The organism is Bradyrhizobium iriomotense, assembly GCF_018129405.1.
Lineage (GTDB): Bacteria > Pseudomonadota > Alphaproteobacteria > Rhizobiales > Xanthobacteraceae > Bradyrhizobium > Bradyrhizobium iriomotense_B.
Map to the genome: position 1 here is coordinate 855,659 of NZ_JAFCLP010000002.1, position 22,378 is coordinate 878,036.

The following is a 22,378-nucleotide window of genomic DNA, read 5'->3' on the forward strand; positions in this document are numbered from 1 at the left end:
GGTCGCCCGACAGTAGGTAGATGGATGCCGGGAAAGAAGAACAGTCGCTCGAAGTGGAGGGCCTGAGGCTTGTGCGCGCCTTCCTCTCGCTGCCGCCGGACAAGCGGGCGGAGGTGATCGCATTCGTCGAGGAGCTGGCCCGTGTTCATGCCCAGGCCGAGGAGGCCGAAGGCACGCCGGCGAGATGAGTGCTATCGTTCGCGCGGTTTGACGTTCGGCACGAAGGGCGCGCCGACCACCCGGACCGCCGCCGGCGCAACGACATCGACAGGTTTGCTCTCGGCGATCTGCCTCTGCGGCGCCCGCCCAAAGACGGGCTCGAGCAGCGCAAGCGTGCCGGCCACAATGGCACAGCAGAGTGTCACGGTTCCCAGCAGCACCATGTTTCGATTTTCTTCGCGTATCCGCATGGGCCGAGAACGATCGATGCGGACGATTGGTTCCGGTGGCTGGGCGCCGTCAGAAGGACGAAGTCGGAAGATTCCTGCGTACGGTGTGCGCGGCGGCTGTTGCCCGCCGCGCACTTCTAGTGCGCTAGCAGAAATGCAAGCGCGATGACCAGCAGGACGGCCGTCATGATGCGGCCGTCACGGTGCCGGCGATGATCTTGGCTTTCTCTCGGGGGGTGGTGGGACGCATGCGGGCTGCATGCTACCTCATGTTGAACTTCGGCCCAATGTGTGGTCAGTAGCCGTCCTCGCGGCGCTACGCGCCCGCGCCCCTTCGAAAGCAGCCCATGACCGAAGATGTCGGCGACGGCTGGACCGCGTCCGCGGCCGCCTGGATCATCGAGCAGGGTGAAGACGGCGACTACGGCCGCCGATTCGTGCTGGATGCGCCGATGCGCGCGCGGATCGAAGGACGCGGTTTCCAGAATGCGCTCGACGTAGGCTGCGGGGAAGGACGCTTCTGCCGCATCATGCAGCACGCCGGCATCCGTACCACCGGCATCGATCCGACCGAGGCGCTGCTTGTGCGTGCCAGGGAGCTCGACCCCGGCGGGGATTATCGGCTCGGTCGCGCTGAGACGATGGATTTCGATGCGCCCTTCGACCTGGTCGTCAGCTATCTCAGCCTGATCGACATGCCGCATCTCAGTGCCGCGATCGCAAAAATGGTGGCGGCGCTGCAGCCGGGCGGCACGCTGCTCATCGCCAACCTGACCAGCTTCAACACGGCGGGCCAGCCGGACGGCTGGACACGCGACCGCGAGGGCGAGATGCGCTTCGCGATCGATCACTACATGGACGAGCGCCCGATCTGGGTGAGCTGGCGCGGCATCCGGATTCAGAACTGGCATCGTCCGCTCGGCACTTACATGACGCTGCTGCTCGAACACGGGCTTCAACTGCGCCTGTTCGTCGAGCCGGAGCCCGCGGGCGGCGACCCCCGCAGAAACGCCTTTCATCGCCGCGTGCCCTACTTTCAGATGATGGAGTGGCAGAAGCCGGCTTGAGTGGCGAGGCCGGTGATTTCTGAGGCGACGCTTCATGTCTAGACTGCGCTCGCGATGGAATCTGGATTTGGAATTCTCCGATGATCCCCAATCGTCCTCCCGTGCTGGCCCACGAACGCTTCGTCGCCGACCGCGATAATTTCGCGGGCCTCGATCTCGCCGCCAGGTTCGAGCGGATCGAGCGGACCAACCTTTGGGGCGCGGCGAGCTCGGTCTCCGGTCTGGGTTCGGGGGATGTCGCCACGGCCGCGATCCGGGGGGCGCTTCCTCCGCTGCTGCAACGGCTCGGCGTGCGCTCGCTGCTGGATGCGCCCTGCGGCGATGCGGGCTGGATCGGCCGCATGAAGCTCGATCTCGACTACACCGGCATCGACATCGTGCCGTCGCTGATCGCAGCCAATAGCGAGCGCGCGGCGCGCGGTGAGCTATCCGGTCGCTTCCACGTTCGGGATATCACGCGCGATGTGCTGCCGCCCGCCGACCTGATCCTGTGCCGCGACTGCCTGGTGCATTTGAGTTTCGACAACATCTCGCTTGCGTTGCGGAATTTTCGTGCGAGCGGCGCGCGCTTCCTGCTTCTCACGACGTTTCCCGAATGGGACGACAATCGCGATTGCGAGGATGGCGACTGGCGCGCGCTGAACATGGAGAAGGCGCCGTTCAACTGGGCCGCGCCGCACGAGCTGGTTAATGAGCGTTGCGAGGAGGGCGGCGGCGGCGGCTGGCGCGACAAGAGCCTTGGGCTTTGGCGGCTGGAGGATGTCCGATGATCGATGCCAGATGCAGTTGCGGCGCTGTTTCACTTTCGCTTCCGGGACCGACCAGGCTGGTCGCGGCCTGTCATTGCATCGACTGCCAGCGGCGAACCGGGGCGCCGTTCGGTGTCGGTGCGTTCTACCCGGTCGAAGCCGTCACGATCTCCGGCGCGCCGAAGGAGTACGTTCGCGCCGCCGCAAGCGGGGGCGAAGTCCGCTTCTATTTTTGCTCCGACTGCGGCTCGACGGTTTGTTGGAAGGCCGACAATCTGCCGGCGATGATCGGCGTTGCCGTCGGCGCCATCGCGGACCCGGATTTTCCGGCGCCCGTCAGATCGGTGTTCGAGCAATCGAAACATGGCTGGGTCGAGATCGCCGGCTCGGGTGTCGAGCACTTCGAACAGAGCAGCGCGCGGAAGAGTTCAGGTTGAGGCGCGGGCATCGCGCGCTGGTGCCGGCGCGGCCGGTGTTCGGTCAGGGACGCTGCCTTGCGTTGGACGGCGTTCCTGTCGTCTGTATCGGTTCACCGGGAGCACGGTCCAGCGGCGGGTGAGGCCTGGCGAGTCCTACCGTTCCGGGAGGTGCGTCGTTGCTGGCGGTGCGGGTATTGACGCGCTCTAACGTGACTGTCGATGCAACCACAATGGCGATGGCCAAGGCGACAGCGGCTAGGGCTAAGGCTGCTCGATCATTCGGGTCCATCGCTAGACCTCCGCGAGACGGCTCTATGTGCGAGGATAACGCCGAACCGATGATTTGGTTCTTGCGGTGGTCGCCGGCACGTCAAGCCACGGCGCGGTGTCGGCTAAACCAATGGTGCCGGCTGAGGGGATTGAACCCCCGACCTTCGGTTTACAAAACCGCTGCTCTACCGCTGAGCTAAGCCGGCGACGCTGGAAAGCGGGGCCGAGCCCGGCATGTGCCGGGGCTGTCCGCCCGCGGGCCGCAATACCAGACTTGGTTGGAAAGTGCCAGAACCCGAAGGCGGCGTCTCGCCGGCATGAAACAGGCGGCCTGTTGGGCCGCCTGAAGCCGTTCAACCCGATGGAAGAAAGCCTTACTGGCAGAGGTGTCGCCGGCCGTCCTCGCCCTTGATCCAGGTGCCGGGCCTGCAGACGATGCCGTTGCGGGCCGCATAGGCGTCCCAGTTGCCGTTCCAGCCGGGGCCGCCGCGGTCGTAGCTCGCGTAGGAATTGCCCCAGCCCTGGAACGGCGCGGCGGCGACCGTTGCTGCGGTTCCGACGGCCGCGCCAGCCACTGCGCCCGCCGTATCGAGCGGCCAGAAGCCCGATTGCGTTCGATCATTCGGATTCACTTGGTTGCGGGCCATGTGGCGACGGCGATAGGCGCGGTCGGCGGTGGAATTGCCGGGACCGAGATTCTGGCAATTGGGATCCTGGAATAGCCCGGTGCAGCGGCCCGAATTGTCGACCGTGGCTTGCGCGAAGGCCGGTGTTGCCAGCGTGGACGCGACGATCGCGGCCAAGCCAAGAAGCCTTGGGCTCGTCATGGCATTTTCTCCATGTTGTTGAGACCTGTGCTAAATGCCACCTCCGGCAGTCGTTCCGCGGATTCTCGCCTGCGGGGTCACATCGACGTGAGCCCGCCCAGGATGTGAAATTTGTGCCACGCAACCTTGCTCGCTCCGGCACGTGCCGCGCGTTTGCGCCGCGTTAACGCTTTGCTAGCGCGCCTTTCGGCATTTGATCAGCTGTCGATCCTTACGCGTTAGGCTTACCGGAATTTGGTGAGCAGGCCTTAACCCTCTCCCTGTCGCGATCGGATAGGTTGTGTTCCGGATAACCGGGGCCTTCTCATGCGCGCTGTGGCGCTCGCTGCCATTCTGATCGGACTGCCCGCGACGGCGTTGGCCGACGGCGGCTTCGACATCGTCGTGCCCGGCCGTCCCGGCGTGCCCATCATCATCAACAGTATCGATGCGTCCTATAGCGTCGTCGAAGGTGTCTGGGGCCTGGGCAAGAACGTCCAGGTGCAGCCGACGATCTATGGCGGACGCTATGTCGCCGAGCGGCAGCCCTCCGACGTCGGTCATTATTATCCGACGCTCGGCTTGCGGCCCGGCTACGGCCGGCTCGAGGTCGAGCCGCCCGCGAACCGCAAATTGCCCAAGCCCGCCGAGAGCTATCACCAGAGCTGGGGCGCGTCGTCCGCGCCGCTGCCGGCGCAGATGGACGTGCCCGTCGACCCGCCGCCGGTGATCTACGCGCCGGAGATCAACGAACGTCCGCGGCGTCCCCGGCCACGGCCGCATGTCGAAATGCCCGGCAAGCCGCCGGGTTAAGAAGCGTTAAGAATCCAAGACAAATTCCAACAAACGGAAATCAACAGGAGAGAGTAATGCGTCAAATGATTTCGGGACTGGTCGCGGCGGCTGCCGTGATGTTTGTCGGGGCTGCGCCTGCCGCGGCCTGCGGCTTCGCCACGTGCGCACCCGTTGCGCCGGTCTATACCGGCTGCAACACCGGCTGCGGCGGCTATGGTTATGGATACGGCTATGGCTATGGCGCCTATGAGCGTCTCGCCGATCCGACCACGCAGTACTATTACGTCAACCAGGGCCCGACCTACACCGGCCCGGGCGCCTTCGCGCCGTATCCGACCTATCGTGAGGATGCGGTCGTCGCTCCCGCCAATTACGGCTACGGCTATGGCTATCGCGCCGCTCCCTATCACCGCCCGTATTACCGTCCGTATCGCTACGGCTACGGCCCGCGCTACGGCTATCTGCCGCGCGTGCACTATGGCTACGGCCCGCGCTATGGCTACGCCCACCGTCACGCGCCGTATTACGGCGGTCATCGCGTGCTGCGCCGCTACTACTGATCCCTGATCGGTTGAGATTTGCGAAGCGCCCGTTCGCGTGATGCGGACGGGCGTTTTGTTTGATTGGTGTGAACTGTTCTGTATCGGCGATCGCTGATCGACAGCCCGCCCACGCCTGCCGGCTACGCTAACTTCGCGCCATGATGTTCTGAACTGGCCTGCCAAGCCGAAGCTCGCGAAGCGAGCGAAGGCTGGTGGGGGAGGCAGGACTCGAACCTGCGAAGCCATGAGGCGGCTGATTTACAGTCAGGCATCTTGTGGTTTCGGCAACTACCGCCAAGCCCCACATGCGTCAAAAAATCTCATTTTAATCAATGGTATCACCCTCTACTGGTAGCTGACGACATCCCAGGAAATACCGCTACAGCTAGGTATTTGTTGGGGCTTGGAGTGGGGCTTGGAAAGGGGCGCTGATGAAAAAACCGCTGACTGCGTTGGCGATCGAACACGCAAAGCCGCGAGCGAAGCGCTACGCCCTACCGGACGTGGGGCATCCCGGCCTACGCGTATTGGTGTATCCGTCCGGGGTGCGAACGTTCGTTTACAGGTTCAGACGGGGTGACAAGCAAGACGTGACTGTAGTGCTTGGCCCTGCCAGCGGTCCCGGCGCGCTCACGCTGGCGCAGGCTCGTGATGCGGCCGGCGATGCACGACGGCAACGCGCGATGGGTGCGGACCCCGCCGACCAGAAGCGCGCCAGTCGCCGGGCAGAAGCTGCACGGATCGCGGCCGAGGAGCAGGAGGCCCGACGCCGCGAAGATACGGTCGCAAACGTGCTAGCTCGCTACTACGCAGACCACGCCGATGGATTGAAGTCCGGCCGGGAGGTACGGCGAGTTCTCGACAAGGAATTGAAAGGATGGGCCAAGAAGCGCGTGGATGACATCCGGCGGAGCGATGCAATCCGGGTACTCGACACGGTTAAGGTACGCGCGCCGATCCAATCGAAACGGCTCCGGGCGTATGGGCGGCACTTCTTTCAATGGTGCATTACCAAAGAACTGGTTGAAAAAAACCCCTTTGACGGAACGGCCGTCGTGAAGGAGGTCCCTCGGGATCGAGTCCTAACCGATGATGAATTGCGGCTCCTGCTGCGGGCAATCGACCGCCTTGAATGGCCTCGGCGCCAATTCGTCCATCTGCTCTTGTTGTCGGCGCAGCGGTTGAACGAAGTCGGCGACATGGAGTGGTCAGAACTCGACCTGACCAGCGACACACCGACATGGACCCTCCCCGGTGCGCGCGCGAAGAACGGCCGCGCCCATGCCGTTCCGCTCGCCCCGATCACCGTTGAGATTCTGACGAGCATGGACAGGGTCAAGGACACGCCCCGCGTGTTCGCCTCATTCTCTGCGGCCCACGCGAAAACGCGCATTGATGAAGTGATGCTGGAGATCGCGCGGGAAGACGCGGCGGCGGGCGGCGACAATCCTGAGGAGGTTAAAATCGAGCCCTGGCGACTTCACGATTTGCGGCGCACGGCCGCCACCACCATGCCGAGGCTGGGGGTAGACGTTGTGACTGTTGAACGGGTGCTGAACCATCAAATGCGCGGCGTGATGGCTGTTTATCAGCGACACTCGTTCGCTCAGGAGAAGCGCCACGCGCTTAACTTATGGGCGGACTTCCTCACCAGCTTGACGGCGGTGCGAGAGTCAAACGTCGTGCCGTTCAAGGCGGAGGCGTGATATGGCAGGCCTTCCGTCTGTACTGGACATGGTGCGCAGCGAGATCGCTGTCATGGTGGAAGTTTTTGAACGGGATGGTGATGCCTCTGCCGCATGGCGCGCCTTTTCCCTCGGTCGCAAGTACGGCTGCGAGATTCCGGACTCAATCAACAAAGAAATCGATAGGTTTGCTGAGGCAGTCGGGGCGGTCGCGGACCTTGCGTTTCAGGGGGACAATAAGGCGACAATCAGTAACGAAGAGGTCGGGTTGGTCTGGAAGAACTTCAAAGATCGCGACGCTGGGCCAGCCGTTTTTCGGGCGCGCCGCGATTATGATATTGCAGTTGACGCCGCGCGGCTGCGTCTCGCGGGATTCTCTGCCACTCACGTGACGGATGTCCTCACCAAACGGCACGGCGTTAGCAAAACGACGCTCTACAACGCTCAAAAACGGTTCCCTGATATCCAGTACATGAGCCAAGCCGAACTCGACGGCCATCCCTATCATCGCGACGGATGAGCGACGGATGGTTTCCAACGAAGTGGGGCTAGCTAAATGAGACGACGAAGCCTCGCTCTCGCGATACCTCTTGGCACCTCATCAAACACCAAGAGGACCAACGTGAAGCAACTGATTAAGTCCGAAACCGTGCGCAGCAAGCTCGACATGCCGCAGTCAACTTTCGAGCGGCTGGTTAAGCTGCGAACGCACGGCTTCCCCGCGCCGATCTACATCAGCCGGTCTAGATTCTTCGATGCAGCGGAGATTGAGGCATGGCTCGCTACGCGTTCGGCTGCCAATTCCAACGAATGCGCGGCGTAAGGGAGGGCTGACCATGGACGACAACAACCCCAAAATCGGTTCGCCCGAATACCTGCGCCTGCTCGCAGACTGCCTCGGAAGCAAGGAAGAGACCACGCTTGGCCCGACCGATCAGGCCTTGTGCAAGCAGGCGCTTCTCGACCGCGCCGACCTGATCGACGCCGGGCTTGCCTGATACATCCCAGCAATAAGTATCAACGAAACGTTGCCACCGACGCGGCGTCTAGCTTCGCGTCGGTGTTTTTTTGCCTTGCGCAAGAGGATTTTCGGCAGGGGAGATCATAATGGCCTGTTCAACTATGTGATGGCGTGTTCGTTTGCTTTCACGAACGATTGGAGACCAAAAATGTCAAACTCAGCGCTGCTGCCTCAAGATGACCTCATGGCGGAACTTGGCGTGTCGCGACCGACGTTGCAGCGGTATCGCCGTGAAGGCACCGGACCGGCTTGGTTCCGGCTTCCCGGCGGTGCCGTGCGTTACCGCCGGTCGGACGTGGACCTATGGCTGGAAGCGCGGCGTGTTGCTGTCGCGTAGCCCATAAAAGCAAAACCCGCGCGCTGGCAGGCGGCGGGTGATGCAAAAAGGAAAGTCTGATGAAGCCCGATTTTTATAATCCCGACTTGGCGTGCGCGCAAGCATCTAAGCGCTGGGTCGCGTCTCCCGCGTATACGCCGATCAACGCGGACACGGTTCTCTCCGCTGCTCGCCAGTTTGACAAGCACATGCGCCGCCAGTCGCATCGCGACTACGAAATGCGCGTGTTTGAGGACGGCAGCGTGTTCTTCCGCAACACCGAGCGGCCGATGTTGAGGCGACTTATCCCGCTCGCAGAAATCCAAAAGGCAGCGCGTGAGGTATTCTGGTTGGACCCGCACCGCGCGCTTTGGCAGCACATCGCGGCGCTCTGGCTCTAAGCCATGCCTGATTCTTCTTCGTTCGAGTCCGCCGCGCTCGCGATGCACGGCAACGGCTACTCGCTGTTGCCGATCGGCGCTGGCACGAAATCTCCGGGCATCTATCGCGGCTTCGTCACCGATGTAGGCGATGGGCCGTGGTTCGGTTTGCCCGGCTGGCAGAGCTTCTGTACCGAGCGCGCATCCGCCGCCAAGTCCGCTGCTTGGGGAAGGATGGCCGACTGCTACGGCGGGGGCATTGGCCTCGCTTGTGGCTTTGATGGCTTGGTCGCTGTCGATATTGACGACGACGCTTTGGTTGATCCTATCCTCGCGGTGCTGCCGCCGGTCATGGTGGCCAAGCGAGGTCGGAAAGGTCGGACGGCGCTATTTCGTGCCGTCGAGTCGTTGCCGTCTAAGAACTACCGCACCGCCGATAAGCGGGGGCTGCTCGATTTTCTGAGCGTCGGCAAACAGACGGTTTTACCGCCGACGATTCATCCCGACACCGGCCGCCCGTATGAATGGACGACTGAGCGGACGCTGCTCGATACCCAGCTAGAAGAGCTTCCGGCGTTCACTGGCGCCCATCTCGACACGATGGAGGCAATCCTCCGTGCGCATGGGTGGGACGAACCCGCCCATCGCCAGCCGCGTGGCGAGGCTGTAGAGCGGCCTGCGCAGGGCGCGACGGCTGACGACATGCTGTGGCATGACGATCTGAATACGGTGGCGCTCTCGAACTTGGCCGCCTGGGCTCCTGCGCTTTTGCCGGGGGGCCGCTGGCGCGGGCCGACGTACCGGGTGGTCGCACCATGGCGCGCGTCCGGCTCGGGCCGCGAGATGTCGAAGCGCAATCCGAACCTGTCGTTTCATCCGATCGGCATTCAGGACTTCGGCACCATGGAGACCTTCACGCCGATCAGGGTAGTCGCCAAGGCGCGCGAGATCAGTTACGGCGAGGCGCGCGACTGGCTCCGCGACAAGCTCGGCCTCCCTGACGCGCCGCTAATTCATCTGCGCAATGGCGCGTCGGCATCGGCGGTGGTGCCGAGCTATCCAGACCAGCGTGTCCCCCTTGACGAGGCAACCGCGCGTCTTCAGACGCTAACCGGCCCCGAGCTTGCGAACGCCATTTTGAACGGCATCGCGGTTCGGAATCAGGCGGCACTCAAGCCGCCGCTGATCCTGCCGGTGCATCCGGTCACGGCGGTGCGGTCGGAAGCCGGTATCGGTAAAACCCACGCCGCGCGGGAGGGTGCCGCGAAGCAAGCTCGGCTCGGCCGCCGCATCGCCTATGTCGTGCCCCGCCACGACCTTGCGGAACAGATCGCGGCGGACTTCGCATCGGATGGTGTCAAGGCCGAAGTCTATCGCGGTTATGAACGCCCCGACCCGCTCGCGCCCGAGCATCTCATGTGCCGTAACATCCCGGCCTATAAAGCCGCGCGTGACCTTGGCGTCAGCATCCGGGATTCCGTGTGCGAGCGCCGGATCGATAACGAGATTATCCGGTGCCCGCTTGCGAAGGCGTGCGGCATGGAACGCCAGCGCGAGGCGCGTCCGTCCGTATGGGTCACCCCGGCAGCGTTGCTGTACACGAAGCGACCGGACTTCATTTTCCCGCCCGACGCGATCGTGATCGACGAATCGTTCATTGACGGCGCAATCGGCGATCCGGTGAAGGTCGATGTAGCAGCGCTGCTCGGATCAAAGATCGAAGGCTGTAGCGACGAAGACCACGACGCGGTCGAGCGATTCCGCCACCGCCTTGCCGCCGCGATCAAGGCGAACGGCGACGGCCCGTTGGCCCGCGCCGCGCTAATCGACCACGGGATTGACGCCGAAGTCGCCAACGCGGTCGGTTGGCTAGAGCAACGTCGCGTCACTTCCACGATCTTGCGCCCCGACATGCGGGAAAGCGAACTCAGGACCGCCGCCTATCGCCATGCTGCCCGTAACAAGCTTGCGCGGGACGCCGGGACGCTTTGGCGGGAGATCGCGATCTTTCTTGAGGAATGGAAGATCGAGTCCACCATTGGCGACCGATCGCAATCGGGGCGCATTACGGTCGAGGGCGGCAAGGTGTCTGTGACGCCGCTGCGAACGGTGCATCCGTCATGGCGTGATGCGCCGACGCTGGTTCTCGACGCCACCGCGCCGCCGGCTTCGCTGATCGCAATTGCGCTTGGTGAAATCCAAGCCCCCGGCCTTCCGCCGGTGGTGACCGAACAGCCGGTTGTTGCCGCCAAGTGGCCGGCTCACGTTCGGGTGCGGCAGATCATCGGCGCCCCCGTCAGCATGTCTAAGCTAGGCTTATGGGAGGCGCCGAAGCCGCGTAACGTGCTGGACGTTGTCCGGTTCGTTCGGCTCCGGGCTGCCTTGGCCGCGCCCTCCCAGATCGGGGTCGTCACCTACAAGGGCGTGCTTGACCAGGTCGCCGGGCAGCTTCCGGCCAACGTAATCGCTCGGCACTTTGGGGCGCTGGCTGGCATGAACGATATGCAAGACGTTGCCGGGCTGATCGTGATCGGGCGTCCTGCCCCCAGGCGGTCCGCCGTTGAAGCCTTGGCATCGGTCTTCGCTGGGCGTCCGGTATCCGGTGACGAAGGTCATTTCTTCGATAAGCATCCGGGCGGTATCCAGCTTGCTGATGGCTCCGTTGTCGCAACTACGATTGATCGCCACCCCGAGCCGATTGCGGAGGCGCTGCGCTGGCGGATCACCACGGGCGAACTACTTCAGGCGGTTGGTCGATTGCGGCCCCACCGGCGCTCGGAACCTTGCTGGCTCGACATTGTGTGCGACGTGCCGCTGCCGGTCACGGTTCATGAAGTGATGCGGTGGGATGGGGTGGCCCCGGGGGGGACCGCCGACATGGCGGCTGAAGGCGTGGTTCTGACGAACAGCCGCGACGCCGGGTTGGCGTTCGGTACGACGGACTGGGGTGCGCGAGGAGTCGGTGGTTTCTCTATAGAGTCTCTTATTAGAGATTCCACCGACTCCTCGCGCGTCCGAAAGTTCACTTACCAGAAGGTCGGTTCCGGCCAGAAACGGTACACCGGCTGGTATCTTCCCGGCCTCCTGCCGGGCGGCGTCCCCGCCCTCCGGGTGTGGCTGGAAGACCGGCTGGGGCCGCTGGCCAGACTCGAGGTTGAGCGAATGCCGTCGCGCGCCACCTTCGCCAAGATCGGTCGGGAGACGGAAAATCGCTTGAAGTCGGCAGCTGCATTTTCGCCCGCATTGGAAGCAATCGCAGCGTTCTTTGACGAACTCCAACAGAACCCGTAGGCTCTGCGATCATGAACCTCCAAGAGCGAATTGCCCACATCGACCGCGCGCAGAAAGAGACCCGGAAGTTCGCGGCCGAGCAGCGCGCCCCGATCGCAAAGGATGCTCAGCCGCTTTGGCCCTTCCCCATCGGCGGGATGGTCGCTGGCGCGGCGCTGTTCGGCGCAGGCATGGCATGCGCGAAGCTGCTCGGGACCTGACCTCGACCGTACACACCTCCCAGCAGGCAAGTTACGGCACGCTGGGGTGATCCCGCTGACGTCCGCTTACCGGGACAGACCGGAAGTCTCCGGCCAATTTCCAACCGGCGACTTTTGACCCATAGGCGACGGTCGCCTTTATGAGCGTCACTTGGCGGACCCGAACGAAGAAGAGAACGTGTTCAAATGAAAGAGGCCGCCAATGAGGCGGCCTTACTTGTGGAACAAACGGCGCAGCACAACTGTGCTCTGCGCAAGCACCCCATAGCTGTGTTCAAGCGTCTCAAGTAGGTAGCGGGCAGTCCGGTCCTTGGTATCGAGTTTTGCGCTCCGGTAGTGCTCGGCTAGCTCCAGGTATTTTTCGGAGTCTGCATGAGACGACAATGCCCGCCCTTTTTCCCCATGCTCGTCCGCGGGAACGATTAATGGTGACTCCAAATCCCGAAGCCGTTCGAGTTGCGCTCTGAGACTCTCTGGTTGTTCCGGCTCAGGCTTCAGCGACGCGCGCAGTTCCTTGCCAATCACGTTAATAATTGCTCGGCTGTGTTTGTGGTCTATGTCGATGCGGCGGGGCATAGCGAAGTCTCCTTCCGCACAGGGGAAAGCGCAGCTTTCCCGCTGGCTTTCCCACCAGCGACCATGGCTCCCCATTCAATGGAACTGGAGACCGCCACTTTTGGCTATCTTGCGCTAGCGCTGTTTTGATCAGCGGGTCCGGAGGACCTTTGGCTATCCGCGACATGCGCCGTTCTCTGTTGACGGCGAGCGACGGCCTCACGTTCTAAAGTCGCGGCGGAGACCTTCGTTCCCCGGTTTCTCTATCGCTCTGTCCAAGGTGTGGTATCTTGCGAGCCGCTCCTCGCGCTCCTCACCTAACTGGTCTAGCCGGTGCAGATACGCCAGCCCGGCCTTCTGCAGAGCAATAGGGTCTTGCTCGCCAGACTCGCAAAGATTGATGATGTACCGATCAAGCGCGGTACGCCGATCGTCGTCTTCCTCCACGCCTGTGTGGGCCATTAGATACGTGCTCCAAGCGGCAGCGCGCGCGAACTCTGCGGCACGAGAAGTCATGGAATGACTCCTTGTTTCAGAGGGATCTCAGCCCCATTGGCTACGGAGAAACAAACGGAAGCGTTCTTTTTCGTTCCATGGAACTCTCGGTACTGTCGGTATTTAGTGTCCTAAGTTGGAATCTGCTGGTGTCCGAGTTTGATGGAACGACAGGATGTGCCGAATGGCCCCAGACTATCGAACAGTCCCGGATTATCGACACCTGCAGCTAATATGCGAACGACAGGCCGTCGTTACGAGCACGGAGGAAGCCCGCAGGGCGCTGGAGGAGATGGCCGAGGAATATCGCAAGATGGCTGAGTTACTAGAGCACAAACTACAGGAACAACAACGCCACTAGGCTGCCTCACAGCACCGGGGACGGTTTCGCTCGCAGTGGAGCGAATGATGGACTCTTCGAGTCGCGATAAGTCGCCGCCTCAACAGGATCATGAAGACCGCCGCTGCCCTCGCTGCAACGCTCCATCCCCTTGGCTCGCCACATTACTAGATATCCATAAGGGGAAGACGGTGCGCATTTTCAAATGCGGCGAATGTGGCAATCTCACCTGGGACGATTTAGGCCGCCTCAGTTGACGGCCTCTTTCGTTTGAAACATCACCTGTTGGCCCCCTGCTGATCTTGGCGCTCGTTCCTGCGATGTCGGCTTATTGGGACGTAGCGGACTGGATCTGCTCAAGTCGAGCTCTTCGCATTTTGACCCTAAACGGAAATCGGGCGTCGCCTGATCGGATTTCCAAAATCCCGCTCAATGTGGTTTGCGACAAGGTGCGTGGCTTGCTCCCTAAATCTCGCGGGCCGTTCGCCACACGGCGTCAAGCTGAAGAACCCGGTGTCGCCTTCGAAGGATGTGCAGAGGACTCAGTCGTTCAGAGATGAGCACGCGGCAATAGCCATCCCATGATCTTCTGATACGGATCGCGACGACTGCGGACGAATGCGTTCTCGTTCTGCTGAGCGGCGGTCCTGGCGAATTGAGAAATCCCCTCCATAGACTGCCGTTTATCCTTCGGAAGCTTCGCCCATTGGCGAATGATCTTCCGGCGGGCTTCGCGTTGCTTTTCCCTTACGTCAGGCATCGGGACGCTCCTTGAAGAGGATTATTCCGGTCGACCTAGTATTGTTTGGGCTCACTAGAACTTCAACGTCCAATCAAGAACTCTTAGCCCGCGCGTTTTCATGTAAACATTTCGGAATTGGCTGGCGTATAATGGCCATCACAGTGGTCCCGGGACCGGGCGGGACTGCTGTGCTTTCGAGCCCCCAAGGGGGAGCGAGCGATGGAGAAGCAGACAATCAGAGCGCTGCGTCACGCACAGTTATACGGACACCTTATCAACCGAACTGGCAGGCTTTACTACCCCGGCGGCAGCCACCCTGTTTGTAGCGAGCAGACTGCGCATGAGATGGTCAGAGCTGGGTTGCTGGTCCGCCGAGGTGGCAGATACGAGATTACCCCCGTGGGACTGCAAGTCCTGGAACTGGAACTCACACGGTAGCTTGCTTGGTTGCAGCCCAATTGAGCTGATGATCGGTCTCGCTAACGAGGCATAGCGGAAATCGACAGGCCGCCGTCTATCGCAGAGGGTGACGCTCGTGACCCCGAAACCGACGTGGACCGTTGGCCGGGGGCAGATCCCTGACAAAGGAACGCTGCTGGTCTAAGCGCGTTGGAGGAGCGAGGCAAACCCCCTCCGCGGGGTAGCTCCACCGCCGCCGGGTCCTTGCCCTCTTCCTCGGGCGTTTTCGAGAATGGAAACAACACTTGTCCGATGCGAGTGCGGCGCTGAATATAAGCGCATCGAACCGACGTGCTTAATGCCGCATAGCGGCCACGTATCCTGTGAAGTCTGCGGGGCTGCATTGGAGTCTTGGGCGGAAAGCACCCACGTTGCCACGTTCGAACTGGTCAAGCGTCCAGACGGAAAGCCTGCAATGACTAGCCACCCGAAACGCCCCCCGCGACCTCAACCAGCTCGCAAAGCGAGGGAAGCGGGGTGGAAAGGCTAGGGCCGCCAATCTCTCGTCGCGAAATGACGCGCCACCAAGTGATGCGATCAACCGAGTCCGCGGGTCCGCTCGCGTAAGGCCGCGCCGGTCCACTGTCAGGGGTAGAGCGGACGTGTGTCTCGTGATCCTCGACCGCCGCTCGTGACCCGGAACGGACCTACGAACGTAATGGCGTAAAAATTCGTTCCGAGTAGGGAACTGAAGCCCACCCGGCTGCATATTAGGATCGGAACTGCTGAACCCTACGGATTAGGACCCGTAAGCACGAGGTTGTGTCATGCAGCGTCGCCGTTTCAAACAAACTCTTACCCTTGAAACCCGCCTTGCCGAAAAAGCGAAGCGCCTGCGCGAAAAAGCCAAGCTGCTTCCGCCCGGCGCTCTACGCGAAGAACTTATCCGCAAAGCCCGACACGCCGAAACTGCGTCTCACATGAATGAGTGGCTGACATCGCCGGGTTTGAAACAGCCCGGGTAGCACCACCCACGACGCGCGACAGCTCCACGCTGGCCGCCCATGAGGCGCAAATGAGGTTCATCCCTGATGAAACTTACGTCGCGGCGCTTGTGCGATATCGCTCAATGATGCGCCGACGTGAGGCTGGCGACTTGACAACCAAAGAGTTGCTGGCGCGCTCCATACGTGCGGTGTCCAAGTCGCGCGAATTGTTGGCGACGCCTGCCCCTAAGGTTTGGCCCGGACGACAAGGTTTCAATATATCGGCAGCAAAAAACCGACTGATTAACGTGTGTGGTGGCGGACCAAGTTGTGACCGCTCATCATTGATGAATGCTCGATCCCTTGCTTGCACGGGCCCAATTGGCCATCTTAGAAAATCGCACCTTGCGGCGCGAGGGCAACTCGCTGAGGGATCAGCTTGACGACGCACGCGCCAAATTGCGCCTCAGCGTTCTCGAAAGCCAGATGCAGTGTGCGGAGTTCAAAGCCATACGCGAGGATCGCCATTGGCGCCGCCGAAGAGATGTCTAGGTGTGGACGAAGCGAGCCGAGCCTGCGATGTCGCCTCTTGGCCCATCTGCGACTTCGAGCGACTGCCACCATTGCGCTGCTGTTGTGCGACAAGCGGACATCGGCAGATCGCTAGCCTTTTTGTGAACCACTTCGGGTCCTTCCGGGGCGCTCCCCCATGCGGGTGACGCGCGACCGCCCGATCCTGCTAGATATAAAATTTCAAAAGTAGGTTTTTGTTCTCGGGGAGGCGCGCGGCGGCGACATGGGGCAGCGCGCAAGGGCGACTGCAATGGGCTGTAGCGGGATCGCCCTTCACCTGATCTTGGGGCCTGTTCAATCGCCCTCAAGGATCACCAATGCAGCCCCCGCTTTATCCGCAAGATTTCCGCACCGCGCTAATTCCGCCGCCTTCCCGAAAGCACCGTAGAAACCCGCGCACGGTGACAATGCCGGACCGCGTCGGCCCTCATGTGAAGCTTGTCTTCGCAGAGATGGCGCGGCAAAAACTGCGTTACCTTGACGTGGCCGAACGTAGTGGGGTGCAACATGCTACGTTGAAGGCCTGGAGAAAAAAGAACAAGGCCGGTCTTGAGAGTTTGGAGGCGGTGCTCGGAACGCTTGGGTTCGGCCTCGTCCCCGTCGCAGCGCTCGAAGCGCTACCCAACCCCGAACTTGCAGGCGAACTCACCGCGCTCGCCCTCAAGCTGCGCATGAATATCCCGCAGACCTGGGCCGCCCTGATCGATATCGGAGTCGAGCAAAAACTGCTCCGCATGCGGGCGGACGAACGGGCCGCCATTCTGGCCGACCACGACGCGCGCATGGCGGGCCACGCCAATGACAACAACCGGCGCGAAGAGCCCGCCGCTTGAGGGATACCGTAATGGGCTGTTGCGGAATGAGCGGGTTGAGCATTGTGCGCATGTCACCGCCGCTCTGACAAAGCAGAAACGACAAGAGCGGCGAGCGTTCTCTTAGCCAGTTTTCTCTTCCGCTCGCCGCTGCTTTCTTGAGGTCCAAAATGTCCGAGGTCTTCCTCTCTCGTCGCCAGATCGCCGCACGCGGCGGCTTCTCGGCGAACACGCTCGCGAATTACGCGCGTCGCGGAATCGGTCCCGCGTTCATCCAGGTCGGTTCGGGCGTGTGCCGCTATAGCGTCACGGCGTTCGACGCGTGGCTTGCGCAGCACAAGATCGGGGGCTCGAAATGACCCGCCGCGAGCAACTGATGCGCGCCGTTCAAGACGCGACCGCGACCTACGCCGCCGCAAAAGAGCGTCATGCTTGCGCGCGCAAGATGGCCGCGCTCGGCATGGGCGCCGATGTCTTCGGCTCCTACAATCTTGAGGCGCGAGCCTACTCGGAATGGCTCCGGGCGACCGACGCCTTCCAGAATTATCGAGGCTGATAACGATGAATATGATCTCCAAACTCTTCGCCCCCAAGACCGCTATCACCTCCGCAACGATCCGCGCCGAGATCGAACGGGCGGAATCTGAAATCGCTGCACACCGCGCCCAACTTGAGGGCGTCCTTGCCGGCATTGCCGTCATGAATGATAGCCAGCACGCGCAAGCTGAGGCTGACGCCGCGACGATCAAGCGTGCAATCATGCGACTTGAAGCGCGCGCCAATCATCTGACCGCCGAGCTTCCGACCGTGATCGCGGCTGAGGAAGCCGCCGCGAAGGTCGCCGCCGACGACGCATTGCGCCAGCGTGCCGAAGCCGCGCGGAAGGCGAACACCAAGGAAGCCGCCAAGCTGCTCGCGGACTACGCCGTCCACGCTGCTCGGGTTGCGGAACTGATCGCGAAGCTCGAAGCGCTCGACATCGAAACGACTGCCGTGAACGCCACGCTGCGATCCAATCCCGTCGCCGAAGCCGTCGCGGGATACGACGCAATCCATCGGAGGAGTCCCGACCGCGCGGCCGGTGAGCGACGCGCGGTGCGGAAGTGCTGGGTCTATCGTTACCCCGGTTCCCCTCGCGATACGGACAAGGTCAAGTTTCAGTATGAAGCCCCGCACGAAGTAGTTCGGCAGGCGGATATCGGACCTGACGGCGAAGCAATCCCGGTGCCGGCAGTCCAGCACGACTACTATGGTCGGGTGCTCACCATTATCCCCACTCTCGAAGACCGCGAGGTTGTTATCGAGCGAGTGTCCTTCCGTCCCGGCCAGAGCGAAGCACCGCTGTCATCGGTGCGGCTCCCTCCTGCGTTCTCAGGTGAGGACCACATTTGGCCGCGAGGGTGAATCACATGCCCGTGCCCGCAGAGATCACGCTGACCGTCCCCGTCGAAATCGACGGGGAGCGCCACGACAAGCTCGCGGTAGCGTCGTTCGACGCCATTGCGAGCTTCAAAACCAACTCGCCCGAGCAGGTAATCCGCTCTTTGGCGAAGGTGTACGACGTGCCGAGAAAAGTCATTCGGCACCTCGAACCGGCCGACGCGCAACGTGCTGGGGATTTGGTCATTGCGCTGCTCTACGAAACTACGCGCTCATTTAGGTAAGCAACGTGGCCCAAGAATTTTCCGTATTCGTCAATATCGGTGGTAAGGTCAATCCCAGCCTCGGCGCTGCCGTTAATGCCACGAAGGCGCAAGTCAACAGCTTGGCTGCGACGGTCGCGAAGATCGGGCAAAGCGTCTCGGCGCCGTTCATTGCCGCGCAAAAGCATATCGATGCGACCGCGAAAAAGTTGGAGCGGGTCCAGAGCAAAGGCCGCAACCTCGCCATGGGTGTCACCGCGCCCACGGGCTTCGCCGCCATCGGCATGATCCGCAGCGCCCTTGAGCGCGACAGGGCTGGCAACTTCACCGAGGCTCTTGGCGGCGTCTCGCATTCCGAACGTCTGGAAATTGAGAAGTTTGCCGACGCGATCGCCGCGAAGTACGGGAGCGCGACGAACACCCTGAAGGCCTTCAATGAGATGCTGAAGGCCGGTTTCTCAGTGCCGGGCGCCAAAGGATCGATTGCTTCGATCCTTGAAGGCTCAATTGTCGGCGACATGCCGGCTGCCGAAGTTGCCGGCGCTGTGAGCAAGGTCGTGACGCAATACGGGCTGAGCATGAAGACCGTCGAAGACGCTTCGGCTAGCAGCCGGCGCATCGCCGATAATCTGGCCTATGGCGCCAACGCAACCAGCGCTTCAATGAAAGATATGATGGAGGCTTATAAGTTCGTCGGTAGCGCCGCATCGGCCGCAGGCGAGTCGATTGAGTCCACCAACGCGCTGATCATCGCCTTGAACAAGGCCGGGCAGCTTGGCCCCGAGGCAGGCGTTGCCCTTCGCTCGGCATATGTGCGCCTGCTCAAGCCGACGAAGGAAGGCCGGGCAGCGATGGGACGCCTTGGTCTCGACTACGGCGACTATGTATCTGGGGGTAAGCGAACCGGCGCCGGTGTCACGGCCGGGCTGAGCGCCAACGGCTTCGACATGGCCGGTAGTGAGAGGGATATCGACGCGGCGCTGGCCGACAACGAAGGCAACACCGAGAAGCAGCGCAAGGCAATCTATGACGCGGTCGTTGCCAAGTTCGGATCAGAAGCGGCGAAGGACCGCGAGTCCGTGTTGCAAGCGGTGGATGCTGCATTCACGATGGCCGGCAGCAAGGTGGACCTCACGAAGCTCCTGATCGACCTGAAAAAGAAAGGCGCGACGCAAGGAGACCTGGCCCGCATCTTCGAAGGGCGGCAGTCGGTTCGCATGCTCTCCCTTCTGAAGGCTGACCTCGAAGGCATCCTCAAAGACATCAATACCAACGCGCCGGGTTATAGCGCGAAGACCTTTGACATCGCTAATCAAGGCTTGTCAAAAGCGGTCCGCGAGCTTGATGCATCCTGGCAATCGCTCAGCAGCACTCTGGTCCGGGCGGTGCTGCCGGAGATCACCACCGTATTCAAGAGCGTGTCCGAAGGGCTCAAGTCTCTCGCACAATCGAACCCGGCAGTTCTGCGGCTCGGCGTCGGTCTTGCGGCGGCTGCCGCAGCGGCCGGTCCGTTGGCATTCGCGTTCGGTGCGATTGGCCGCGTCGGCGCGTTCGCGCTAACCGCCTTGCTCACTCCTGTCGGTCTGGTCGCACGTGGCCTCGTCTTGCTCGCCGGGGTGATCGCTGGCGTCGGAGCGACTGCCGTAGGCCGTCTCGCGGCCATGGCTGTAGGCTTCCGCATGCTGACGGCTCTCGGGGCAGGGGCGACCCTGTCCGCTCTTGGCGGCTCTCTGCTCGCCCTTGGGCGCTCGATTCTGCTCTTCCCGCTGACGGCTCTGCGGGCCATCGGCGTCGCCATGTGGACGCTGGTCGCTAACCCGGTCGGTCTGATCATCACGGCGCTGGTCGTCGCGCTGACGGCTCTGAGCGTGTGGGTCTACAACAATTGGTCGGGCATCAAGGAGTTCTTCGCCGGATTCGGGAAGGGCTTCATGGAAGGTCTCGGCCCGGCAGGTCCGGCCGTGAAGGCAATGGCCGATGGCCTGGGCTCTGTCTACAACTGGATGACGCAGTTGCTCGGCCCGCTCGACGCGACCAACACGAAGTGGCGCGAGTGGGGCGAGACGGTTGGCGGCGTTGCAGCCTCGGGCGTGCGGTCGGTGATCTCCGCGATCCAAAGCCTCATTGGATTTTTCGGGGCCGCCATCGACAAGGCGATGTCGCTGGGCAGCGCGATCAAGAACATCTTTAGCGGCGGCGGCAAGGGAGCCCCGGCAGGCGGCGCGGCCCCTGCGCCCATCGCTGGCGCTCGCGCCCTGGGCGGCCCGGTCAGCTACGGCAAGCCGTACCTTGTCGGCGAGGAAGGTCCCGAGCTTTTCGTGCCCGGCATGTCCGGCCGCATCGAGTCGAATGACAAGCTGCGCAGCTTGACCTCGGACGGAGCTGCGGCGGTTGCTGCCGCCCCCGGCGAGCACGGTAGCCGCGCCGGTGGGCCGATCGCGATTACTAACCACTGGACCATCAACGGGGCCGACGATCCTCGCGCCGTGGCCAATCAGATCGACAACCGATTCGCCGTGCTCATGCGCCAGCTTGAAAGCGAGCAGCGCGGTCTTCTGAGTGATTGAGGGTCCGATCCGGGATGGCGACTTCCGGGTAATTACGGGCGGCAAGAAATAGCGCGATAACACCTTGATTGTGTTAGACTTAACTAAACTATTGAAAAATCACGATGAATCAATTATATTGCACCTCATGAGTGCAACTTCTCAAGTCTACAGCTCCCGTTCCATTGCCAACTACTTGTTGGAACAATGCGGTGCGCGTGGTGGTCTGGACCCCCTCCAAACCATTAAGCTGACTTATATTGCGCATGGTTTCCATCTGGGTTTCTACGACGATCCTTTGATCGAGGACGATGTTGAGGCTTGGAAGTATGGCCCCGTCGTCCGCCCCGTATACTCAATGGTCCCTTACGGCAGTTCCAAGGTCACCCAGCCGATCACCTTTGAGCGGCCGAATCTTAGCCCTCGGGACAAGGGCTTGGTCGATGCGATTATCCAGAACTATGCAGGATTGAGCGGTCTGTATCTTTCCAGCCTCACACATCGGCCCGGCACGCCTTGGGCGATAACGTGGGAGAGGTTTGGGCAGAATGCCGTGATCCCGCGCGAGTTGATCCGCGACCATTACAAGCGAGTGATTGCTGGTGGAAGTGCTGCGGTCGGAACTCTCGGGCTCTGATGCCGCCCCAAATGTGCCGCCGCCGCCACCAGCGAACGGCGGCGCGGATGATTCCTTTGCACGCAAGGAAGCCGATTTCCTCAGCCGTAAGGGCGAATCCCTGACCAGTTGGGCCGCAGCGAATAAGATTCGCCGTGATGAATTTCTGCGCCACTGCTTTTTCTATGGCGTGTCTGTCCTGATTATTCTTGCCGCTGTCCTGTTTGGATCGACCCTATGCATCTGGGTTTGGCATCTAGTCGCGCCAGACAAATGGCGATGGCTTTCCGCCTCAGAGCTAGAAAAGGTGCAGGTGCTTGTCTTTAGCGGTGCGGCAAGTTCGCTGGCAACCGTCCTTGGTAAACGCATTCTTGGGCCGGACGAACCAAAGCCATAGCGCCCTAATCTGCCCTCTGCGGGTGTCGTGTTGAACCTTTCAGCGCCCCGCACAGACACATAAGATCGGGATTTTACTATCTCCCTCCCGGGGCTGGAAAGGCCGCCGCCTGCGCTGGTTTTAAGCGGGCGGCGTTTTTGATTCTACCATCGCTGGTATTTTTATACTAAACGTCATAGTTGCTTACACAACATAGGACTCCCCAAAGTTGCATAAATTTGGAATCTACTTCTACGCGCGTCGAATCGGCGGGCGCATTTGAAGGAGAATCCATTATGGCGAAGGTTGCTCCCTTTCATTCGAGAAAGCCGAATGCACGGAATGTCTATCACGACAACGACAAG

29 protein-coding genes and 1 tRNA gene are annotated in these 22,378 nt (G+C 61.7%); 23 read left to right on the plus strand and 7 right to left on the minus strand.

Annotation, left to right across the window (positions count from 1 at the left end; all coding sequences use genetic code 11):
- The first annotated feature begins 20 nt into the window (after nt 1-20).
- A complete protein-coding gene (locus tag JQ592_RS08875; protein WP_211402451.1) occupies nt 21-188 on the plus strand; it encodes a hypothetical protein in 168 nt (55 codons plus the stop codon).
- Nucleotides 189-191: 3 nt separating this feature from the next.
- Here the strand turns inward: JQ592_RS08875 and JQ592_RS08880 are convergent, their stop codons facing one another.
- A complete protein-coding gene (locus tag JQ592_RS08880; protein WP_211402452.1) occupies nt 192-383 on the minus strand; it encodes a hypothetical protein in 192 nt (63 codons plus the stop codon).
- A 353-nt stretch (nt 384-736) separates the two neighbouring features.
- On the opposite strand from JQ592_RS08880, the gene JQ592_RS08885 reads away from it, so the two are divergent.
- The 3 genes from JQ592_RS08885 to JQ592_RS08895 all read left to right on the plus strand — a co-directional run bounded on the left by JQ592_RS08885 (nt 737) and on the right by JQ592_RS08895 (nt 2,642).
- Nucleotides 737-1,456 (plus strand): class I SAM-dependent methyltransferase, encoded by a 720-nt coding sequence (locus tag JQ592_RS08885; protein ID WP_211402453.1) that lies wholly within the window; start codon nt 737-739, stop codon nt 1,454-1,456.
- An 80-nt stretch (nt 1,457-1,536) separates the two neighbouring features.
- Nucleotides 1,537-2,226 (plus strand): class I SAM-dependent methyltransferase, encoded by a 690-nt coding sequence (locus JQ592_RS08890; protein ID WP_211402454.1) that lies wholly within the window; start codon nt 1,537-1,539, stop codon nt 2,224-2,226.
- On the plus strand, nt 2,223-2,642 hold the full coding sequence (locus tag JQ592_RS08895) for a GFA family protein (protein WP_211402455.1): 420 nt from the start codon (nt 2,223-2,225) through the stop codon (nt 2,640-2,642). Before JQ592_RS08890 ends, JQ592_RS08895 begins: the two co-directional genes overlap by 4 nt.
- A gap of 383 nt (nt 2,643-3,025) precedes the next feature.
- On the opposite strand, the gene JQ592_RS08900 is transcribed toward JQ592_RS08895, so the two are convergent.
- Nucleotides 3,026-3,100: transfer RNA gene (locus tag JQ592_RS08900), tRNA-Thr, on the minus strand.
- A gap of 168 nt (nt 3,101-3,268) precedes the next feature.
- A complete protein-coding gene (locus tag JQ592_RS08905; protein WP_211402456.1) occupies nt 3,269-3,721 on the minus strand; it encodes a hypothetical protein in 453 nt (150 codons plus the stop codon).
- 306 nt (nt 3,722-4,027) lie between these two features.
- Between JQ592_RS08905 and JQ592_RS08910 the strand changes: the two genes are divergently transcribed.
- The 10 genes from JQ592_RS08910 to JQ592_RS08955 all read left to right on the plus strand — a co-directional run bounded on the left by JQ592_RS08910 (nt 4,028) and on the right by JQ592_RS08955 (nt 11,930).
- Nucleotides 4,028-4,513, plus strand: coding sequence for a hypothetical protein (locus JQ592_RS08910; RefSeq protein ID WP_211402457.1), 486 nt, complete (start codon nt 4,028-4,030; stop codon nt 4,511-4,513).
- Between the two features lie 56 nt (nt 4,514-4,569).
- Nucleotides 4,570-5,055, plus strand: coding sequence for a hypothetical protein (locus JQ592_RS08915; RefSeq protein WP_211402458.1), 486 nt, complete (start codon nt 4,570-4,572; stop codon nt 5,053-5,055).
- 413 nt (nt 5,056-5,468) lie between these two features.
- Nucleotides 5,469-6,743 (plus strand): tyrosine-type recombinase/integrase, encoded by a 1,275-nt coding sequence (locus JQ592_RS08920; protein WP_211402459.1) that lies wholly within the window; start codon nt 5,469-5,471, stop codon nt 6,741-6,743.
- A gap of 1 nt (nt 6,744) precedes the next feature.
- Nucleotides 6,745-7,242: a hypothetical protein gene (locus JQ592_RS08925; RefSeq protein ID WP_211402460.1), complete on the plus strand. Its 498-nt coding sequence runs from the start codon at nt 6,745-6,747 to the stop codon at nt 7,240-7,242.
- 102 nt (nt 7,243-7,344) lie between these two features.
- The gene (locus tag JQ592_RS08930) at nt 7,345-7,545 is read left to right on the plus strand and encodes a helix-turn-helix transcriptional regulator (protein WP_211402461.1); all 201 of its coding nucleotides are present in this window, start codon (nt 7,345-7,347) and stop codon (nt 7,543-7,545) included.
- Nucleotides 7,546-7,558: 13 nt separating this feature from the next.
- Nucleotides 7,559-7,720, plus strand: coding sequence for a hypothetical protein (locus JQ592_RS08935; RefSeq protein WP_211402462.1), 162 nt, complete (start codon nt 7,559-7,561; stop codon nt 7,718-7,720).
- A 207-nt stretch (nt 7,721-7,927) separates the two neighbouring features.
- Nucleotides 7,928-8,080, plus strand: coding sequence for a helix-turn-helix transcriptional regulator (locus JQ592_RS38830; protein ID WP_371260025.1), 153 nt, complete (start codon nt 7,928-7,930; stop codon nt 8,078-8,080).
- 59 nt (nt 8,081-8,139) lie between these two features.
- Nucleotides 8,140-8,460: a hypothetical protein gene (locus tag JQ592_RS08945; RefSeq protein ID WP_211402463.1), complete on the plus strand. Its 321-nt coding sequence runs from the start codon at nt 8,140-8,142 to the stop codon at nt 8,458-8,460.
- 3 nt (nt 8,461-8,463) lie between these two features.
- The gene (locus JQ592_RS08950; RefSeq protein ID WP_211402464.1) at nt 8,464-11,730 is read left to right on the plus strand and encodes a bifunctional DNA primase/polymerase; all 3,267 of its coding nucleotides are present in this window, start codon (nt 8,464-8,466) and stop codon (nt 11,728-11,730) included.
- A gap of 11 nt (nt 11,731-11,741) precedes the next feature.
- The gene (locus JQ592_RS08955) at nt 11,742-11,930 is read left to right on the plus strand and encodes a hypothetical protein (protein WP_211402465.1); all 189 of its coding nucleotides are present in this window, start codon (nt 11,742-11,744) and stop codon (nt 11,928-11,930) included.
- Nucleotides 11,931-12,143: 213 nt separating this feature from the next.
- Here JQ592_RS08955 and JQ592_RS08960 read toward each other — a convergent pair whose 3' ends face one another.
- From JQ592_RS08960 to JQ592_RS08970, 3 genes are all read right to left on the minus strand, one after another.
- A complete protein-coding gene (locus JQ592_RS08960; RefSeq protein ID WP_211402466.1) occupies nt 12,144-12,506 on the minus strand; it encodes a hypothetical protein in 363 nt (120 codons plus the stop codon).
- Between the two features lie 198 nt (nt 12,507-12,704).
- Nucleotides 12,705-13,001, minus strand: a complete 297-nt coding sequence (locus tag JQ592_RS08965; RefSeq protein WP_211402467.1) for a hypothetical protein — start codon at nt 12,999-13,001, stop codon at nt 12,705-12,707.
- Between the two features lie 869 nt (nt 13,002-13,870).
- Nucleotides 13,871-14,080 (minus strand): hypothetical protein, encoded by a 210-nt coding sequence (locus JQ592_RS08970; RefSeq protein ID WP_211402468.1) that lies wholly within the window; start codon nt 14,078-14,080, stop codon nt 13,871-13,873.
- A gap of 1,208 nt (nt 14,081-15,288) precedes the next feature.
- Here JQ592_RS08970 and JQ592_RS08975 point away from each other — a divergent pair.
- Nucleotides 15,289-15,486, plus strand: coding sequence for a hypothetical protein (locus tag JQ592_RS08975; RefSeq protein ID WP_211402469.1), 198 nt, complete (start codon nt 15,289-15,291; stop codon nt 15,484-15,486).
- A 351-nt stretch (nt 15,487-15,837) separates the two neighbouring features.
- Here JQ592_RS08975 and JQ592_RS08980 read toward each other — a convergent pair whose 3' ends face one another.
- Nucleotides 15,838-15,975, minus strand: a complete 138-nt coding sequence (locus JQ592_RS08980) for a hypothetical protein (protein ID WP_211402470.1) — start codon at nt 15,973-15,975, stop codon at nt 15,838-15,840.
- Between the two features lie 362 nt (nt 15,976-16,337).
- On the opposite strand from JQ592_RS08980, the gene JQ592_RS08985 reads away from it, so the two are divergent.
- The 8 genes from JQ592_RS08985 (at nt 16,338) to JQ592_RS09020 (ending at nt 22,034) form a co-directional block, all read left to right on the plus strand.
- Nucleotides 16,338-16,853 (plus strand): transposase, encoded by a 516-nt coding sequence (locus JQ592_RS08985; RefSeq protein WP_211402471.1) that lies wholly within the window; start codon nt 16,338-16,340, stop codon nt 16,851-16,853.
- A 149-nt stretch (nt 16,854-17,002) separates the two neighbouring features.
- Nucleotides 17,003-17,191: a helix-turn-helix transcriptional regulator gene (locus JQ592_RS08990; protein WP_211402472.1), complete on the plus strand. Its 189-nt coding sequence runs from the start codon at nt 17,003-17,005 to the stop codon at nt 17,189-17,191.
- Nucleotides 17,188-17,388 carry a hypothetical protein gene (locus JQ592_RS08995; protein ID WP_211402473.1) on the plus strand — a complete coding sequence of 67 codons (201 nt, stop codon included), beginning with the start codon at nt 17,188-17,190 and terminating at the stop codon, nt 17,386-17,388. Before JQ592_RS08990 ends, JQ592_RS08995 begins: the two co-directional genes overlap by 4 nt.
- Before the next feature lie 5 nt (nt 17,389-17,393).
- Nucleotides 17,394-18,236 (plus strand): hypothetical protein, encoded by an 843-nt coding sequence (locus tag JQ592_RS09000; RefSeq protein WP_211402474.1) that lies wholly within the window; start codon nt 17,394-17,396, stop codon nt 18,234-18,236.
- Between the two features lie 5 nt (nt 18,237-18,241).
- Complete coding sequence (locus tag JQ592_RS09005; RefSeq protein WP_211402475.1) at nt 18,242-18,496, plus strand: hypothetical protein; 255 nt, start codon at nt 18,242-18,244, stop codon at nt 18,494-18,496.
- A 5-nt stretch (nt 18,497-18,501) separates the two neighbouring features.
- Complete coding sequence (locus JQ592_RS09010) at nt 18,502-21,042, plus strand: phage tail tape measure protein (protein ID WP_349630454.1); 2,541 nt, start codon at nt 18,502-18,504, stop codon at nt 21,040-21,042.
- Between the two features lie 70 nt (nt 21,043-21,112).
- Nucleotides 21,113-21,658 (plus strand): Panacea domain-containing protein, encoded by a 546-nt coding sequence (locus JQ592_RS09015; protein ID WP_349630456.1) that lies wholly within the window; start codon nt 21,113-21,115, stop codon nt 21,656-21,658.
- Nucleotides 21,618-22,034, plus strand: a complete 417-nt coding sequence (locus JQ592_RS09020; protein WP_211402477.1) for a hypothetical protein — start codon at nt 21,618-21,620, stop codon at nt 22,032-22,034. Before JQ592_RS09015 ends, JQ592_RS09020 begins: the two co-directional genes overlap by 41 nt.
- Nucleotides 22,035-22,378: the final 344 nt, after the last annotated feature.

Coding starts and splice junctions, on each gene's coding strand:
- JQ592_RS08890 (WP_211402454.1), top strand. CDS start 1,537: ATGATCCCCAATCGTCCTCCCGTGCTGGCCCACGAACGCTTCGTCGCC.
- JQ592_RS08925 (WP_211402460.1), top strand. CDS start 6,745: ATGGCAGGCCTTCCGTCTGTACTGGACATGGTGCGCAGCGAGATCGCT.
- JQ592_RS08985 (WP_211402471.1), top strand. CDS start 16,338: ATGCAGCCCCCGCTTTATCCGCAAGATTTCCGCACCGCGCTAATTCCG.
- JQ592_RS08950 (WP_211402464.1), top strand. CDS start 8,464: ATGCCTGATTCTTCTTCGTTCGAGTCCGCCGCGCTCGCGATGCACGGC.
- JQ592_RS08990 (WP_211402472.1), top strand. CDS start 17,003: ATGTCCGAGGTCTTCCTCTCTCGTCGCCAGATCGCCGCACGCGGCGGC.
- JQ592_RS09000 (WP_211402474.1), top strand. CDS start 17,394: ATGAATATGATCTCCAAACTCTTCGCCCCCAAGACCGCTATCACCTCC.
- JQ592_RS08965 (WP_211402467.1), bottom strand. CDS start 13,001: ATGACTTCTCGTGCCGCAGAGTTCGCGCGCGCTGCCGCTTGGAGCACG.
- JQ592_RS09005 (WP_211402475.1), top strand. CDS start 18,242: ATGCCCGTGCCCGCAGAGATCACGCTGACCGTCCCCGTCGAAATCGAC.
- JQ592_RS08915 (WP_211402458.1), top strand. CDS start 4,570: ATGCGTCAAATGATTTCGGGACTGGTCGCGGCGGCTGCCGTGATGTTT.
- JQ592_RS38830 (WP_371260025.1), top strand. CDS start 7,928: ATGGCGGAACTTGGCGTGTCGCGACCGACGTTGCAGCGGTATCGCCGT.
- JQ592_RS08975 (WP_211402469.1), top strand. CDS start 15,289: ATGCAGCGTCGCCGTTTCAAACAAACTCTTACCCTTGAAACCCGCCTT.
- JQ592_RS08960 (WP_211402466.1), bottom strand. CDS start 12,506: ATGCCCCGCCGCATCGACATAGACCACAAACACAGCCGAGCAATTATT.
- JQ592_RS08980 (WP_211402470.1), bottom strand. CDS start 15,975: ATGGCGATCCTCGCGTATGGCTTTGAACTCCGCACACTGCATCTGGCT.
- JQ592_RS08935 (WP_211402462.1), top strand. CDS start 7,559: ATGGACGACAACAACCCCAAAATCGGTTCGCCCGAATACCTGCGCCTG.
- JQ592_RS08910 (WP_211402457.1), top strand. CDS start 4,028: ATGCGCGCTGTGGCGCTCGCTGCCATTCTGATCGGACTGCCCGCGACG.
- JQ592_RS08875 (WP_211402451.1), top strand. CDS start 21: ATGGATGCCGGGAAAGAAGAACAGTCGCTCGAAGTGGAGGGCCTGAGG.
- JQ592_RS08905 (WP_211402456.1), bottom strand. CDS start 3,721: ATGACGAGCCCAAGGCTTCTTGGCTTGGCCGCGATCGTCGCGTCCACG.
- JQ592_RS08970 (WP_211402468.1), bottom strand. CDS start 14,080: ATGCCTGACGTAAGGGAAAAGCAACGCGAAGCCCGCCGGAAGATCATT.
- JQ592_RS08880 (WP_211402452.1), bottom strand. CDS start 383: ATGGTGCTGCTGGGAACCGTGACACTCTGCTGTGCCATTGTGGCCGGC.
- JQ592_RS08885 (WP_211402453.1), top strand. CDS start 737: ATGACCGAAGATGTCGGCGACGGCTGGACCGCGTCCGCGGCCGCCTGG.
- JQ592_RS08955 (WP_211402465.1), top strand. CDS start 11,742: ATGAACCTCCAAGAGCGAATTGCCCACATCGACCGCGCGCAGAAAGAG.
- JQ592_RS08920 (WP_211402459.1), top strand. CDS start 5,469: ATGAAAAAACCGCTGACTGCGTTGGCGATCGAACACGCAAAGCCGCGA.
- JQ592_RS08995 (WP_211402473.1), top strand. CDS start 17,188: ATGACCCGCCGCGAGCAACTGATGCGCGCCGTTCAAGACGCGACCGCG.
- JQ592_RS08895 (WP_211402455.1), top strand. CDS start 2,223: ATGATCGATGCCAGATGCAGTTGCGGCGCTGTTTCACTTTCGCTTCCG.
- JQ592_RS08945 (WP_211402463.1), top strand. CDS start 8,140: ATGAAGCCCGATTTTTATAATCCCGACTTGGCGTGCGCGCAAGCATCT.